Here is a 14,816-nt window from a genome sequence, read left to right as displayed (position 1 = left end):
GCCGCCGATGCGCCCCCGCGGGTGACGGGGCCGTGCGCACAGAGGAGGTTCCAACCCATGCTGAAACTCGTGATCCGCGACACGCATCACGCCGCCGGCCTGTTCCTGGAGCAGGTGGACAACGTCCGCCAGCTCATCGCCGAATTGAAGGCGCTGAAGCGCGTTCCGTCCGCCTCGCTCTATCTGGAAGGGCTGGCCGAGCGCTGCCTGCGGCGCGGCTGGACGGTGATCCCCGCCGATCCGCTGGTCCGCGGCTGCACGTCGCGCACCCACATCGTCGAGTTGCACCTCGACCCCAACCAGCCGGGTGCGCCCTACGTCGGCATCTACGAACCGGGGGAGGACGGCACCCCCTGTCGCCGCCTGCACGACTCCCTGGAAGGGCTGGCGAGCCGCCTGCGCCTGCCGCCCGCCAACACCGGCACCGTGCCTGCAACGGTGCGGCAGACCCCCGCGCTGGCCGCATAGAGCCATCGCAGCGGTCCGGGGACTCCGGCCGCATCCATTGATTGGAATCATACCGCGGCGTGGCGGGCGGGGGTAGCCTGCGGGCCGGCAATCCCGCCACCCGCTGCCCGTGCCCGCCCCCATGACCGTCGAGCATCTTAGCCTCGTCTTCCTGCTGCTCCAGCAGATGTGCGTGTATCTGGTCATCGCGTACATGCTGAGCCGGACGCCGCTGTTCCTGCCGGTGATGCACCTCACCGTGCGCTGGCCGCACAAGCTGGCCTGCTACGTCATCTTCTCCATGTTCTGCATCATGGGGACCTATTTCGGGTTGCAGATCGACGATTCCATCGCCAACACCCGCGCCATCGGGGCCGTGCTGAGCGGCATCCTGGGCGGGCCGTCGGTAGGGCTGGCGGTCGGCTTCACGGGCGGGCTGCACCGCTACTCGCTGGGCGGCATGTCGGCGGTGGCCTGCGCCATCTCCACCGTGACGGAGGGGCTGATCGGCGGTCTGGTGCACCGCCACTTCGTCAACCAGGGCCGCATCGAGCCGCTGTTCGACCCGCTGCGCGTCGGCGCCGTCACCCTCGTGGCGGAAATCGCCCAGATGCTGATCATCCTGCTGGTGGCCAAGCCCTTCCCCGCGGCGGTCCATCTGGTCGAGGTGGTGGCCCTGCCGATGATCGTCGCCAACACGCTGGGGGCGGGGCTGTTCATGCGCATCCTGATGGACCGCCGTGCCCTGATCGACAAGCAGTCGAGCGCCTTCTCCGCCAAGGCGCTGAAGATCGCCGCGCGGGCGGACGGCGTGCTGCGCCAAGGCTTCAACGAAGAGAACAGCATGCGGGTCGCCCGCATCATCTACGAGGAGACGGGCGTCGGCGCCGTCGCCATCACCGACCGTGAGAAGCTGCTGGCCTTCATCGGCGTCGGCGACGACCACCATCTGCCGGGCACGCCGATCACCTCGCCCCAGACCTACCAGGCGATCGCCAACAACCAGGTGCTCTACGCCGACGGGAATCTGGTCTCCTACAAATGCTCGATCCACCCGAACTGCCGGCTGGGCGCCTCGCTGGTGATCCCGCTGGTCGGCGAGGACGACCGGGTGATCGGCACCGTGAAGCTGTACGAGCCGAAGACCAAGCTGTTCTCCACCATCAACCGCACGTTGGGGGAGGGCATCGCCCGGCTGCTGTCCAGCCAGATCCTCGCCGGGCGCTACGAACAGCAGAAGGCGCTGCTCGCCCAGTCGGAGATCAAGCTGCTGCACGCCCAGGTCAACCCGCATTTCCTGTTCAACGCGCTGAACACCATCTCCGCGGTCATCCGCAACGACCCGGAACGGGCGCGCCAGCTCGTGCAGAGCCTGTCGGTCTTCTTCCGCAAAAACCTCAAACGCCCCAGCCAGGAGGCCACGGTGGCCGACGAGGTCGAGCATGTCAGCGCCTATCTCCAGATCGAGCTGGCGCGCTTCACCGGGCGCCTGTCCGTGGAGATCGACGTGCCCGACGGGCTGCGCCACGCCCGGCTGCCGGCCTTCCTGCTCCAGCCGCTCGTCGAGAACGCCATCAAGCACGGCACCTCGCAGCTCCTCGGCCCCGGCCATGTCCGCATCGCGGCGCGGCGGGAGGGCGGCGACCTTCTGCTGGCGGTGGAGGACAACGCCGGCCTCTACGAGGAAAAGCCGGGCGGTGACGGGCTGGGCATGTCCATCGTGGACCGCCGTGTCCGCAACCGCTTCGGCAACGACTATGGGGTGGACGTCGCCTGCGAGGCCGACGTTTTCACCCGCATCACCCTGCGCCTTCCCCTGGATATCCCTGCCGTTGCGGAGACCGCGCCATGATGACCGTCCTGATCGTGGACGACGAGCCGCTGGCCCGCGAGGAGCTGCGGCGCCTTCTGGAGGAGTTCCCCGACCTCCAGGTCGCCGGGGAATGCGCCAACGCCATCGAGGCCATCGGCGCCATCAACCGCCAGCCGCCCGACGTGGTCTTCCTCGACATCCAGATGCCGCGCGTCAGCGGGCTGGAGATGCTGAGCATGCTCGACCCGGAGCGGATGCCCCGCATCGTCTTCCTGACCGCCCACGACGAATACGCCGTCCAGGCCTTCGAGGAGCACGCCTTCGATTATCTGTTGAAGCCGGCGGACCCGGCCCGGCTGGCCAAGACGCTGCAACGGCTGCGCCGCGAGCGGGCGCCGCAGGACCTCGCCGTGCTGAAGGACGCCGCCCCGCTGCGGCTGATCCCCTGCACCGGCCACAACCGCATCTCCCTGCTGAAGTTGGACGAGGTGGAGTGCGTGGCCTCCAAGGCGAGCGGCGTCTTCGTCGTGGGGGCCGATGGGGAAGAGCGCTTCACCGAGCTGACCCTGCTGACCCTGCAGGAGCGCACCCCGTTGGTGCGCTGCCATCGGCAATATCTGGTCAACCCCGAGCGCATCCGGGAAATCCGCCTGATCGACAACGGGCTGGCGGAAATCCAGACGCTGGGCGGCCAGAGCATCCCGGTCAGCCGCCGTTTCCTCGGCCCGCTGAAGGAGCGGCTGGGCATCGGGTGAGTCTCCCTCTCGCGCCCGCTTGCGGGCGCTGACGGCGTCAGGCGGCCCTTGGCCGCCGAGAGCCCCGGGAGAGGGAAAGGCAGCCCCCCGCCGCTCATCCCCGCTTTCCGACCGCTCGCCACGCCATGGCGCCGCTCCGGGGAGGGCACCACACGGAGGATGAAACCGCTCCTACAGTGACGGCAGTTCCTTCCAAGGAGAGCTGTCATGGATCACGCCCTAACATTTGTGATCGCGACACTCTGCATCCTCGCCCTCTGCTACCGCTTCTACGGCGTGTTCTTTGTGCGCAAGGTGCTCCGTGCCGATGATTCCGAGGTGACGCCGTCCCACATCCTGGCCGACGGGCGAAACTATGTTCCCACCAAGAAGTGGGTGAACGCCGGCCAGCATTTCGCGGCGATCGCCGCCGCCGGCCCGCTGGTCGGCCCCGTGCTGGCCGCGCAGTTCGGCTATCTGCCGAGCTTCCTGTGGCTGCTGATCGGCTGCGTCATCGGCGGTGCGGTGCACGACACCGTCGTGCTGTTCGCCTCGATGAAGCACAAGGGCCAGTCCCTGTCGGAGGTCGCCAAGGCCGAACTCGGCCCGGTCGCCGGCTGGTGCACCGGTCTGGCGATGCTGTTCATCATCACCATCACCATGGCCGGCCTGTCGATGGTCGTCGTCCATGCGCTGGAGCGCAACGCCTGGGGCGCCTTCGCGGTCTTCATGACGATCCCGATCGCCGTGGCGCTCGGCCTCTATGAGAAGATCACCGGCTCGTCCAAGGGCGCCACGCAGGTCGGCATCGCCGCCATCGCCGCCTCGGTCTTCGCCGGCCCCTACATCCAGGGCACGGTGCTGGGAAGCTGGCTGACGCTGCACGCCGAGACGGTCGCGCTGATCCTGCCGATCTACGCCTTCTTCGCCACGGCCCTGCCGGTGTGGATGCTGCTGACCCCGCGCGGCTACCTGTCGAGCTTCATGAAGATCGGCGTGTTCGGCGCGCTCGTCGTCGGCGTCGTCTTCATCAACCCGGAAATCCGCTTCCCCGCGCTCACCGACTTCATCCATGGCGGCGGCCCGGTGCTGGCCGGCCCGGTGTGGCCGTTCATCTCGATCACCATCGCCTGCGGCGCCATCTCCGGCTTCCACGCCTTCATCGGCTCGGGCACCACGCCGAAGCTGATCGACAAATGGAGCGACATCCGCACCGTGGCCTTCGGCGGCATGCTGGCCGAATGCGTGGTCGGCGTCATGGCGCTGATCGCCGCTACCTCCCTGCACCCGGCCGACTATTTCGCCATCAACTCCTCGCCCGCCGCCTTCCAGGCCCTGAACATGCAGGTCGTCGATCTGCCGCGGCTCAGCCAGGAAATCGGCCTCGACCTCTACGGCCGCACCGGCGGTGCTGTGACCCTGGCCGTCGGCATGACGGAAATCTTCACTCGCATCCCGTGGTTCGGCACGCTGGCCTCCTACTTCTTCCAGTTCGTCGTGATGTTCGAGGCGGTGTTCATCCTGACTGCGGTGGACAGCGGCACCCGCGTGGCCCGCTACCTGATCCAGGACCTGGGTGGCGACCTCTATGCCCCGCTGAAGCGTCTCGACTGGGTCCCCGGTTCGATCGCCGCGAGCGTGCTGGCCTGCGTGGCCTGGGGCTACCTGCTGACGTCGGGCGACATCAACTCGGTGTGGGCGCTGTTCGGAGTGTCGAACCAGCTCATGGCCTCGGTCGGCCTGATCATCGGCGCCACGATCATCCTGCGCCTCGGCCAGAAACGGGTCTACATGCTGACCTGCCTCGTCCCGCTGGCCTACCTGTTCGTGACGGTGAACTACGCCGGCTACTGGATGATCACCAACGTCTATCTGAACCCGCTGGCCAAGGGCTACAACGTCTTCAACGCCGGCATCTCGATCATCATGCTGTCGCTGGGTTTCGTGATCCTGATCGCCGCCCTCAAGAAGTGGAAGGAACTCCTGCGCATCCGCAAGGACAACATGCCTGAGACGCTGATCGCCACCCCCGCTGAATAACCGGGATCGGGCAAGACGCCCAAAGACGATCGGACGCTCAACCGGAAGAGGTATCGCTGCTCCCCCAGCGGTACCTCTTCTGCATTGCTGTGGAATGGCTGGGACGCCCCCGATTCCGGGAATTACAAGGGTTGATTCGCCATCCGGCGGGTGCCATCCAAGGGCCGGCGCCGTGGCCTCCGGGCTGCGGTGCCGGTTTTTCGTGGATGGGCCTCTTCGTTGGATGGAATGGGTGGTCGGACACATGCCGCAGGTTGCACGGTCGGTACTTTCGCTCCTGCTCGGGGTCGCATTCCTGATGCTGGGCAACGGCGCGCTCAGCACGCTCATCGGCCTGCGGCTGGCCGGAACGGAATCCGGTGCGGTCGCGGTGGGCCTGATTACCGCGGCCTTCTACACCGGGCTGACCGGCGGCTCCCTGTTCGCCCACCGGGTCATCACGCGGGTCGGCCACATCCGCGCCTTCGCCGCCTTCGCCTCCGTCCTGTCGGCGGCGGCGCTGTCCCACGCGCTGTTCGACGCGGTCCCGTTGTGGACCGTGCTGCGGCTGGCCGAGGGGTTCTGCATGGCCGGCCTTTACATCTGCATCGAAAGCTGGCTGAACGGCACCGCCAACAACGAGACGCGCGGGCAGATCCTGTCGCTCTACATGGTCACGCTCTACGCCGCCTCGGCGGTGGGCCAGCAACTGTTGCAGTTGGACGATGAGGCGGGCGTGCGCATCTTCATGCTGATCGCCATCCTGTTGACGCTCGCCCTGGTGCCGGTGGCGCTCACCCGAACCACGCCGCCGACCCTGCCCAACGTGGAATCCTACGGCCTGCGGCGGCTGTACGAGGCGTCGCCGCTGGGTGTCGTCGGCGTCTTCATCAGCGGGACGGTCACCGGCTCCATCTACGGCCTCGCCCCGGTGTTCGGCGCGGCCTCCGGCTTCGGGGTGTCGGGGACGGCGCTGTTCATGAGCACCCTGATCCTGGGCGGGGTGGCGCTGCAATGGCCGCTTGGGCGGCTGTCCGACCGCTTCGACCGGCGCGCCGTCATCATCGGCCTGTCGGCGGCGTTGGCGCTGGTCAGCGTCGGCATGATCCTGGCGGACGGCAGCGGGCGGCAGGAGACTCTGCTGCTGGTGGCGCCGTTGTTCGGCGGGCTGGCCTTCACGCTCTACCCAGTCTGCGCCGCCCACACCAACGACCACGCCGGGCCGGACAATGTGGTGTCGGTCAGCGGCGGCCTGATCCTCGCCAACTCGGTGGGGGCGATCATCGGGCCGCCGCTGGCCTCGGCTGCCATGGGCTTCGCGGGGCCGGAGGCGCTGTTCGGCTTCATCGCGGCGGGGGCGGGCTCGGCGACGCTCTATGGCCTGTGGCGCACGCGGATGCGCCCGCCGCCGCCCGCCGAGGCGCAGGCGAGCTTCCGCCCGCTGCCCCAGACGACGCCGACCGTCACCCCGCTCGACCCGCTGGGTCCGCCCCGGCCGGAATTGGCGGCGGGGGATTGAGGCGGCCTTACTCCTCGACCTTTGCCGGTGCGGTGGGCTGCCAGGGGAAGGCGCCCATCGGGCCCATGCCGACGCGGTCGCGCGGGATCGCCACGTCGCTCTGCATGTAGAGCGCGATCAACTCGGCCAGCGAGCGCAGCGAGTCCGCGTGGATGCGCTCGTAGCCGTGGGAGCTGTCGATGCCGAAGCAGACCAGGGCCGTGCGAATGTCGTTGCCGGCCTCGATGGCGGCGGCGCTGTCACAGCGGTAATAGCGGAAGACGTCGCGCTGGTGCTCGATCTCATGCTGCTGGCAGAGCGACAGCAGCTTGTGCGTCAGGTGATAGTCGAAGGGGCCGGTGCTGTCGGCCATGGCGACGGTGACGCCGAACTCGCGGCTGTTCTGGCCCATGGCGGTGGTGCCGTTGTCGATGGTCACCATCTCCGCCACGTCCTTGTGCAGGACCGACGAGGCGCCGGAGCCAACCTCCTCCGAGATGGTCAGCAGCAGGTGGCAGTCCACCGGCAACGGCAGCTTGGCGTCCAGCACCGCCTTGGCGGCGGCGAAGATCACCGCCACCCCCGCCTTGTCGTCGAGATGGCGGGAGTTGATGAAGCCGCTGGCGTCGAACTCCGCCTGCGGGTCGATGGCCACGAAGTCGCCGACGTTGAAGCCGTGGAACTGCAGTTCCGCCAGGGTTTCGCAGCGGGCGTCCACCCGGATCTCCAGGTTGGTCCAGGCCACCGGCTGGGTGTCGATCTCCTCGTTGAAGGTGTGGCCGGATGCCTTCAGCGGCAGAATGGTGCCGCGGTAGCTGCCCTTGTCGGTGTAGACGGTGCAGCGCGCCCCCTCGGCGAAGCGCGCCGACCAGGTGCCGATGGGCACCACCTCCAGCCGGCCGTTGGCTTTCAGCATCTTCACCTGGGCGCCCAACGTGTCGAGATGGGCGACCACGGCGCGGTCGGGGCTGTATTGCCGCCCCGCCAGATCGGCGCGGATGGCGCCGCGCCGGGTCAGTTCGAAGGGGATGCCCAACCGGTGCAGCTCGTCGCCGCAGAAATGGACGATCTGGTCGGTGTATCCGGTCGGGCTCGGGATCTCCAGCAGGCGGCGGAGAAGGCCCGTCAGATAGTCCATGTCGATGACCGGCCGGACGATTCCGGTCCGCGTCAAGGCTGCCTGCTCCATACCACCTCCTGAACGGTCACGCCCGCGGATCGACCGCGGAGTAGGGGAAGAGAAGATCAAGGAAGCGTTCGGCGGTCGGCTGCGGTTCGTGGTTGGCAAGACCGGGCCGCTCGTTCGCCTCGATGATCGCGTAGTCGGACCCCAGCAGGTCGGGGATCAGCAGATCCAGGCCGACCACCGGAATGTCGAGAGCGCGCGCCGCTTCCACCGCCGCCTCCACCACGCGGTGGTGCAGACGGTCGGTGATGTCGTGCAGCGTGCCGCCCGTGTGCAGGTTGGCCGTCTTGCGAACGGCCAGTGTCTGCCCCTCCGGAAGGACCGAGTCCATGGAGAAACCGGCGTCGCGCACGCAACGTTCCGTCTCCTCGTCCATCGGGATGCGGCTTTCCCCGCCGGTGGCGGCGGCGCGGCGGCGGCTCTGCGCCTCGATCAGCTGCGAGATCGTCCGCTCGCCGGTGCCGACGATCTCCGCCGGGCGGCGCACCGCCGCGGCGACGACACGGTAGTCGATGACCAGGATGCGCACGTCCTGGCCCTGCACGAACTGCTCCAGCAGGACCGTTTCGCAGATCTTCTTCGCCTTGCCGACTGCCCAGGCCAGAGTCTCCGCGTCGCGCACATCCACGGTGATGCCCTGGCCCTGCTCGCCGCGGGCGGGCTTCACCACGACGCTGCCGTGGCGCTCGAGAAAGGCCGCGTTGTCGTCCATGCCGTCCGCGGTCATCTGGTCGGGCACCGACAGGCCGGCCCGCAGCAGCGTGCGCCGGGTCACCGCCTTGTCGTCGCAGCGGAACAGCGCCACCGCCGAGGTCAGCTCGCTGAGGCTTTCGCGGCATAGGATGCTGCGCCCGCCGAAGCTGAGGCGGAACAGGTTGGACTCCGCGTCCACCACCTCCACCCCGATGCCGCGGCGCCGGGCCTCGTTGATGATGATCATGGCGTAGGGGTTGAGGCTGGCCTCCACCGCCGGGCCGGCGAACAGCTTCTCGTTGATCGGGTTCTTGGTTTTCAGCGCGAAGACAGGCACCCGCCGGAAGCCCAGCTTTTCATAGAGCGCGATGGCGTTGGCGTTGTCGTGCAGGACCGACAGGTCCATGAAGCTGCGCCCGCGGTCCTTGAAATGCTCGGCCAGCGCGCGGACCAGCGCTTCGCCGATGCCGGGATAGGCCGCTTGCGGATCGACCGCCAGACACCACAGGGAGGAACCGTTCTGCGGGTCCTTGAAGGCGCGGACATGGTCCACCCCGGTGACCGAACCGATGACCGCCCCGCTGACCGGATCGGTGGCGATCAGGTGGGTCAGCACGCGGCTGTCGCGCTCCGACCAGCAGAATTCCGGGTCCATGGTGACCATGCCGCGGGCGCCGTAGATGCGGTTCACGGCATCGACGTCCTGGCGGCCGCGCAGCTTTTCGATGGCGAAGCCGCGCGTCTCGCCGCCCGGCCGGAAGCCGGCCAGCCGCAGGCGGTAGGTGTGGGAGGGGTCGAGGAACAGCTCGGTCGGCGCCTGGGCCAGCGCCACATGGGGGTCCTCCAGATACAGCGCGATGTCGCGCCGCCCCGGCCCCTCCTGGCGCATCGCCGCGATCAGTTCACCCACGTCGGGAAAGGTGTTGGCGAACAGGAGGCGGCCCCAGCCGCAATTCACCACCGCGCGCGGCGTCGGCCCCTTTTCCGCTCCGGGATGCCCCGCCCCCGTCCGGCGGTTCGGGCGCGGCGAGTCCTCGTCCATCAGGGCGGAGACCAGGGCGCGTTCGATCCGGAAAGGCGTCTGGGTGCGATTCTGCATCGTCATCATGCGGTGTTCAGATCCCGTGGGTTTGCAGCCAGAACTCCAGCAGGGCGGCCTGCCAGAGCTTCGAACCGCGAAGCGGCGTGATGTGGGTTTCCGGATCGCTGAACAGCCGGTCGAGGTAGGCCGGCTGGAACAGCGCGCGCTCCCGCGCGGCGGGCTGGTTCAGCACGTCGCGCACCAGCTCCAGATAGGGACCGCGCAGGTACTTCAGCGCCGGAACGGGGAAATAGCCCTTGGGCCGGTCGATGACCTCGGAGGGGACGACCTTGCGCGCCGCCTCCTTCAGCACGTATTTGCCGCCGTCGCGCACCTTCAGCTCCGGCGGGACGCGGGCGGCCAGCTCGACCAGATCGTGATCGAGGAAGGGCACGCGCCCCTCCAAACCCCAGGCCATGGTCATGTTGTCCACCCGCTTCACCGGGTCGTCGACCAGCATGACCGTGGTGTCGAGGCGCAGCGCCTTGTCCACCGGGCGGTCGGCACCGGGCCGGGCGAAATGGGCGGCGACGAAGGCGCTCGCCGCGTCCTCGTCGGCCAGATACCGGGGGTTCAGCGCCTCGGCCATCTCCGCGCGGTTGCGGTCGAAGAAGACCCTGGCGTAGGTGGACAGCGGATCCGCCGCCTCCATCATCGGCGGGTACCAGTGGTAGCCCGCGAAGATCTCGTCGGCGCCCTGGCCGCTCTGCACCACCTTCACATGCTTGGCGACCTCCTGCGACAGCAGGAAGAAGCCGATGGCGTCGTGGCTGACCATCGGTTCCGACATCGCCCGCACGCAGTCCTGAAGGGCGGGCAGGGCGCGGTTGCTGTCGATGAAGAGCTTGTGATGGTTGGTCTGGAAGCGCTGGGCGATCAGGTCGGAATACTGGAACTCGTCGCCCTTCTCCTGGCCCACCGTCTCGAAGCCGATGGAGAAGGTCTGCAGGCCGGTCTGCCCGGCCTCCGCCAGCAGGGCGACGATGACCGAGCTGTCCAGCCCGCCCGACAACAGCACGCCGACCGGCACGTCGGCGACCAGACGCCGCTCCACCGCCTTGCGCAGCGTGGACAGCACGGCGTCCTGCCAGTCGCCCTCCGACATCCGTTCGTCGCCGGGCTGCGGGCCGAAGACCGGCTCCCAATAAGTCTCCTCGGTGCGGCGCCCGTCCGGCTCCAGCGTCAGCAGGGTGGCCGGCGGCAGCTTGCGCACGCCCTTCAGGATGGTTCCCGGCGCCGGCACGACGGCGTGGAAGCTCATATACTGGTAGAGCCCCACCGGGTCGATGGCGGTGTCGATGTCGCCGCCGGCCAGCAGGGCGGGCAGGGTGGAGGCGAAGCGCAGCCGTCCCGCCGTTTCGGACAGGTAGAGCGGCTTGATGCCCAGCCGGTCGCGCCCCAGTGTGACGCGCCCGCTGTCGCGCTCCCAGATGGCGAAGGCGAACATGCCGTAAAGCCGCTCGACGAAGCGGCGGCCCCAGGCGTGATAGGCTTTCAGCAGAACTTCGGTGTCGCCGTGCGAGAAGAAGCGGTAGCCCTTGGCCTCCAGCTCCGCCCGCAGTTCCGGGTAATTGTAGATGCAGCCGTTGAAGACGATGCCGAGGCCCAGTTCCGGGTCGGTCATCGGCTGCTGCGCCGCCTCGGACAGGTCGATGATGCTCAGCCGCCGGTGACCGAAGGCCATCCGGCCATGGGCGAAGACGCCTTGCCCGTCGGGGCCGCGCAACGCCAGGGCTTCGGTCATCGAGCCGACCGCGGACGCGGAGGCCGGGCAAGAATCGAAGCGGATTTCCCCGCTGATGCCGCACATTGTAAGAAATATCTCCGTATTCGAATGGACTGGACGCCGGCAAAAAACGCAGCGAAACGGCGAAGGACCGGCGCCACCTCTCAACAGGCGTGCAGCTTGATCGTCGCAAGGTTGGGGCCTGCCTTGCAGAGGTTATCCGGGGTAGGGGGCAACGAACGGCCGGGCAGGGCGCTCCGCGATCGGGCCCAATTGGGCTACCGCTTCTGGCGCCATCCGCCCCATGGCCCGGAAAAACACAGTGCGCGGCGGGCGAAAACGATTCGGAGGTGGGAGTGTATTTGAGGCTACCCCGAACGCCTCTTTATTCGCCTGATGTGCGAAGCCAAACAGGAAAAGCGGGCGTGGAAGTCAGGAAACGCAACTTACGGGCAGGCGGTGCAGGAGGCCCACCATCCGTTCGATGTCGACCTCGAAGGAGGCCGCGTTTTCCGCCCCATCCTCACGATGGGGAACGGTTTCGACATGGCTGGCGTAGGACAATCCGCACACACCGCTGAGATGGTAGAAGCAGGGGTTGAGGTAGTTGCTGCTTCGGATCTCCACCATCCAGGTCCCCGGCGCGCAGAATCCGCCGTTGACCAGGCCCGCCCCATGGGCGCCGACCACCAGTTCGGCCTCCTTGAACAGACGAATTTGTTCGAGGAAGGACCGCTCACCGAGCACCACCGTCTCGATTCCGAGCCGCTCCAGCGTCACCGCCAGCGCCGCCTCGTTGGTGATGCGCGGGCAATCGCTGTCGCACCGGCTGATGAAAATCTGGCGGCGCGCCTGCGGGTCGTGGGCGACGCGGCCGCGCAGGGTCGCAAACAGATCGGTCACGGTTCCGTCCGGGAAAAGCCCGACCCCGCCAAGCTGCGATGGCACGATCAGACGGCGGCACCGGACGAGATCGGATGATGGATCGGCTTCCTCGGCGGGCGTCGCGTAGGTCACCTCACCCATCAGGAGCCGGAGGGAGTCCGCTTGCCAGGACGCCAAGGGCGGGGTGAGCAGCGACGGTGGCGGACCGAGGAGGCGGGCGCAGGCATGCACCCCCGCCAGGATGTCCATGACCCAGTGAAAGTAGTTCCGGTTCAGCGCGGTGGAGGCCAGCAGCACCGGCCCCTCGATGAGCGGGACGTCGAGATCGCCGCGCTCCAGCCGTTCCAAATCCTCCCGGATGCGCCGGCTGTCGGACAGGTAACAGGAATCCTGCCACACGCCGTGGCCGGGAACATAGACGGCGCCGGTGGAGCGGCGGACATGGACGTCGGTCAGAAAGGACAGGGCCGGCGGGTGCGTGACGATCTCCGCGTGGGGAAAGCCGGACAGGACTGTGCCGTCGGCGTCCCGGCAGAGCCGCCAAACGCGCCGGATCGGCCCCTCCGGAAACAGAATCGCGGGAACGGGGGAGGTCCAGGCTTCGGCCTCCACGATGTCGGCGGGAACCGCCATCACATCCTGGGCGCGGCAAACGGAATAGCCGGCCTGAGGATGGCGTGACGCGGCACCGAACGTCCGCACCGTGACCGGCAGGCCGCATCGAACGGTCGTGCCGTCCTGGACGAACGTGAATGTCAGTTGGACGCGATGCGCCCGGCCGTCGCGCAAATAGGCCGGAACCCGGTATGAGAAATTCAGGCAGCAATGGCCGTTGTGACGCTCGCCGATGAACGGGACGAACTCATCGGCGCGGATCGACGCCCGGTGCTGCCCGTCGATCTCCACCTGACACCAGACGGGGGCATAAGGGCCGGCGCTGCTGACCACCCAGCCGGCAAAACCCTCGTCATCATAATCGACCCGCACCTCGGCGTTCGGCGCTGGGGCGGCGGGGGCGGTTGTGGGCGTGTTCAGCACGTCGGTGTCGTCCGGACTGGCTCATGCGCTTTTCGTCGACCGCGCCTTGCAGAGCGGCCGCTGAACCATACCACCACGCGATTTGGGATCGCAGCGTCCATCGGCAATCCATGCCCGACGACGGACACGGAAGGTGAGTGCGATTCCCATTAGACGTCTAATCGCATTCGGGGATGGTCATCGCCAGAATCCTGCCCAACTCGCTTGCGGCGTGGCGCAGGGCGCCCGGCTCGTGGCCGGTGAAGCCCAGCATCAGCGCCTGCAACGGCGGAGCGGCGATGTGCATCGGGCTGACCGGGCGGACGGCAATGCCACGCCGGGCCGCCACCGCCTCCACGTCGCGGTCCGACAGGCCGGGGCGCAGCCGGGCGATCAGCTTCATGCCCTGCTCCGGCACCTCCGCCTCCATCCAGGGGGAGAGATGGGCGCTGATGGCGTCGGCCAGCGCGTCCCGCGCAGCCGTGTAGCGGCGGCGCATGCGGCGCAGATGCGGGCCGAAATGACCCTCGTTCAGGAAATCCGTCACCACGCCCGTGTAGAGCGTCGCCGGGTGCCAATCGGTCAGGCGGCGCATCGCGAGCACCGGGTCCAGCAGTTCGAGCGGCAGGACCGCGTAGCCGAGCCGCAGGCCGGGAAACAGGACCTTGCTGAAGGTGCCCACATAGATCACCCGCCCACCGCCGTCGATCCCCTGGAGCGAGGCGAGCGGACGGCCTGCGTAGCGGAACTCGCTGTCGTAATCGTCCTCCAGCACCCAGGCGCCGGCCGTGCGCGCCCAGGCCAGAAGCTCCATCCGCCGCGCCATCGACAGCACCACGCCCAGCGGGTAGTGGGAGGACGGGGTGACATAGGCCAGCCGGGCATCCGGCGCCGCGGCGACGCCCGCCGCCACCGCCATGCCCTGCCCATCGACGGGCACCGGCACGACGCGCGCCCGTGCCGCCTCCAGCGCGGCGCGCACCGCGGGGTAGCAGGGGTCTTCCAGCCACACCGGATCGCCGGGCCGCAGCAGCACCCGCAGCACAAGGTCGATGGCCTGCTGAGCGCCGGCGGTGATCACCACCTGCTTGGGCTCGCAGCGCACCGCCCGCGCGCTCTGGAGATAACGGGCGATGGCCTCCCGCAGCGCCGCCGGCCCGCCGGGCTCGCCATAGCCGAGCATCTCCGGGTCGGGCCGTTGCAGATGCCGCAGGGTCAGGCTGCGCCAGATCCGCAAGCTGCGCTCGTCCAGCGCGCAACGCCCCGTGCTGAAGGGGAGGGTGCCGAAGGGGCTGGCCGATGGCGGCGGGGAAGGGACGCGGCGCGGCGGCTCCGGTGGCGGAATCTCCAGCCCGTCCGGCAGATCGCGGGACACGAAGCTGCCCGCCCCGACGCGCCCCTCGATGAACCCCTCGGCCAGAAGCTGCTCATAGGCGACGACCACCGTGTTGCGGGCGACGCCGAGCCGTTCGGCCAGGGCGCGCGTCGGCGGCAGCTTTCCGCCGGGCGGCAGGGCGCCGGACAGGATGGCCCGGCGCAGCGCGCCGTAGACCTGCCGCAGCAGCGGCTCTCCGCCCGTCCGGTCGATGGGAAGGAGCATCAGGTCGGAGAGATCAGCGGGCATCGGATTGGTCCAGTCGACAAGGTCGGAATTGGCTCTCACACCGGACCAATGGCTAGGCTCTAATGGCGCCGTTGTCCACCGCCGCGAAGTGAG

The 14,816-nt window shown here is 68.4% G+C and carries 10 protein-coding genes; 5 read left to right on the top strand and 5 right to left on the bottom strand.

Translation table 11 applies throughout. The features are described from left to right. Window positions 1-57 precede the first annotated feature (57 nt). From ABAZ39_RS24400 to ABAZ39_RS24380, 5 genes are all read left to right on the top strand, one after another. Entirely contained in the window at window positions 58-468 is a 411-nt protein-coding gene (locus tag ABAZ39_RS24400; protein WP_040136497.1) for a hypothetical protein, read from the top strand. A gap of 121 nt (window positions 469-589) precedes the next feature. Next, a complete protein-coding gene (locus tag ABAZ39_RS24395; protein ID WP_040136495.1) occupies window positions 590-2,299 on the top strand; it encodes a sensor histidine kinase in 1,710 nt (569 codons plus the stop codon). Then, window positions 2,296-3,015, top strand: coding sequence for a two-component system response regulator BtsR (gene btsR, locus ABAZ39_RS24390; protein ID WP_040136492.1), 720 nt, complete (start codon window positions 2,296-2,298; stop codon window positions 3,013-3,015). Before ABAZ39_RS24395 ends, btsR begins: the two co-directional genes overlap by 4 nt. A gap of 207 nt (window positions 3,016-3,222) precedes the next feature. Further along, window positions 3,223-5,034: a carbon starvation CstA family protein gene (locus tag ABAZ39_RS24385; protein WP_014241758.1), complete on the top strand. Its 1,812-nt coding sequence runs from the start codon at window positions 3,223-3,225 to the stop codon at window positions 5,032-5,034. 244 nt (window positions 5,035-5,278) lie between these two features. Continuing rightward, window positions 5,279-6,532, top strand: a complete 1,254-nt coding sequence (locus tag ABAZ39_RS24380) for an MFS transporter (protein ID WP_040137222.1) — start codon at window positions 5,279-5,281, stop codon at window positions 6,530-6,532. Between the two features lie 7 nt (window positions 6,533-6,539). Here ABAZ39_RS24380 and ABAZ39_RS24375 read toward each other — a convergent pair whose 3' ends face one another. The 5 genes from ABAZ39_RS24375 to pdxR form a co-directional block, all read right to left on the bottom strand. Next, the gene (locus tag ABAZ39_RS24375) at window positions 6,540-7,700 is read right to left on the bottom strand and encodes an osmoprotectant NAGGN system M42 family peptidase (protein WP_051658487.1); all 1,161 of its coding nucleotides are present in this window, start codon (window positions 7,698-7,700) and stop codon (window positions 6,540-6,542) included. Window positions 7,701-7,716: 16 nt separating this feature from the next. Then, a complete protein-coding gene (ngg, locus tag ABAZ39_RS24370) occupies window positions 7,717-9,498 on the bottom strand; it encodes an N-acetylglutaminylglutamine synthetase (RefSeq protein ID WP_081863302.1) in 1,782 nt (593 codons plus the stop codon). Between the two features lie 7 nt (window positions 9,499-9,505). Then, window positions 9,506-11,281 (bottom strand): N-acetylglutaminylglutamine amidotransferase, encoded by a 1,776-nt coding sequence (locus tag ABAZ39_RS24365; protein ID WP_040136489.1) that lies wholly within the window; start codon window positions 11,279-11,281, stop codon window positions 9,506-9,508. 348 nt (window positions 11,282-11,629) lie between these two features. Continuing rightward, window positions 11,630-13,120 carry a glycosyltransferase family 61 protein gene (locus tag ABAZ39_RS33390; protein WP_051658486.1) on the bottom strand — a complete coding sequence of 497 codons (1,491 nt, stop codon included), beginning with the start codon at window positions 13,118-13,120 and terminating at the stop codon, window positions 11,630-11,632. A 157-nt stretch (window positions 13,121-13,277) separates the two neighbouring features. Next, complete coding sequence (gene pdxR / locus ABAZ39_RS24355; protein WP_051658485.1) at window positions 13,278-14,723, bottom strand: MocR-like pyridoxine biosynthesis transcription factor PdxR; 1,446 nt, start codon at window positions 14,721-14,723, stop codon at window positions 13,278-13,280. Window positions 14,724-14,816: the final 93 nt, after the last annotated feature.

Origin of the sequence: Azospirillum argentinense (assembly GCF_000632475.1) — a bacterium.
Lineage (GTDB): Bacteria > Pseudomonadota > Alphaproteobacteria > Azospirillales > Azospirillaceae > Azospirillum > Azospirillum baldaniorum.
The sequence above is the reverse complement of the archived record's forward strand: the minus strand, read 5'-3'. Positions and strand labels throughout refer to the sequence as shown.

What these genes read in the sequence shown, in the direction of transcription:
- ABAZ39_RS24400 (WP_040136497.1), top strand. Translation starts at nt 58, where the DNA reads ATGCTGAAACTCGTGATCCGCGACACGCATCACGCCGCCGGCCTGTTC.
- ABAZ39_RS24395 (WP_040136495.1), top strand. Translation starts at nt 590, where the DNA reads ATGACCGTCGAGCATCTTAGCCTCGTCTTCCTGCTGCTCCAGCAGATG.
- btsR (WP_040136492.1), top strand. Translation starts at nt 2,296, where the DNA reads ATGATGACCGTCCTGATCGTGGACGACGAGCCGCTGGCCCGCGAGGAG.
- ABAZ39_RS24385 (WP_014241758.1), top strand. Translation starts at nt 3,223, where the DNA reads ATGGATCACGCCCTAACATTTGTGATCGCGACACTCTGCATCCTCGCC.
- ABAZ39_RS24380 (WP_040137222.1), top strand. Translation starts at nt 5,279, where the DNA reads ATGCCGCAGGTTGCACGGTCGGTACTTTCGCTCCTGCTCGGGGTCGCA.
- ABAZ39_RS24375 (WP_051658487.1), bottom strand. Translation starts at nt 7,700, where the DNA reads ATGGAGCAGGCAGCCTTGACGCGGACCGGAATCGTCCGGCCGGTCATC.
- ngg (WP_081863302.1), bottom strand. Translation starts at nt 9,498, where the DNA reads ATGATGACGATGCAGAATCGCACCCAGACGCCTTTCCGGATCGAACGC.
- ABAZ39_RS24365 (WP_040136489.1), bottom strand. Translation starts at nt 11,281, where the DNA reads ATGTGCGGCATCAGCGGGGAAATCCGCTTCGATTCTTGCCCGGCCTCC.
- pdxR (WP_051658485.1), bottom strand. Translation starts at nt 14,723, where the DNA reads ATGCCCGCTGATCTCTCCGACCTGATGCTCCTTCCCATCGACCGGACG.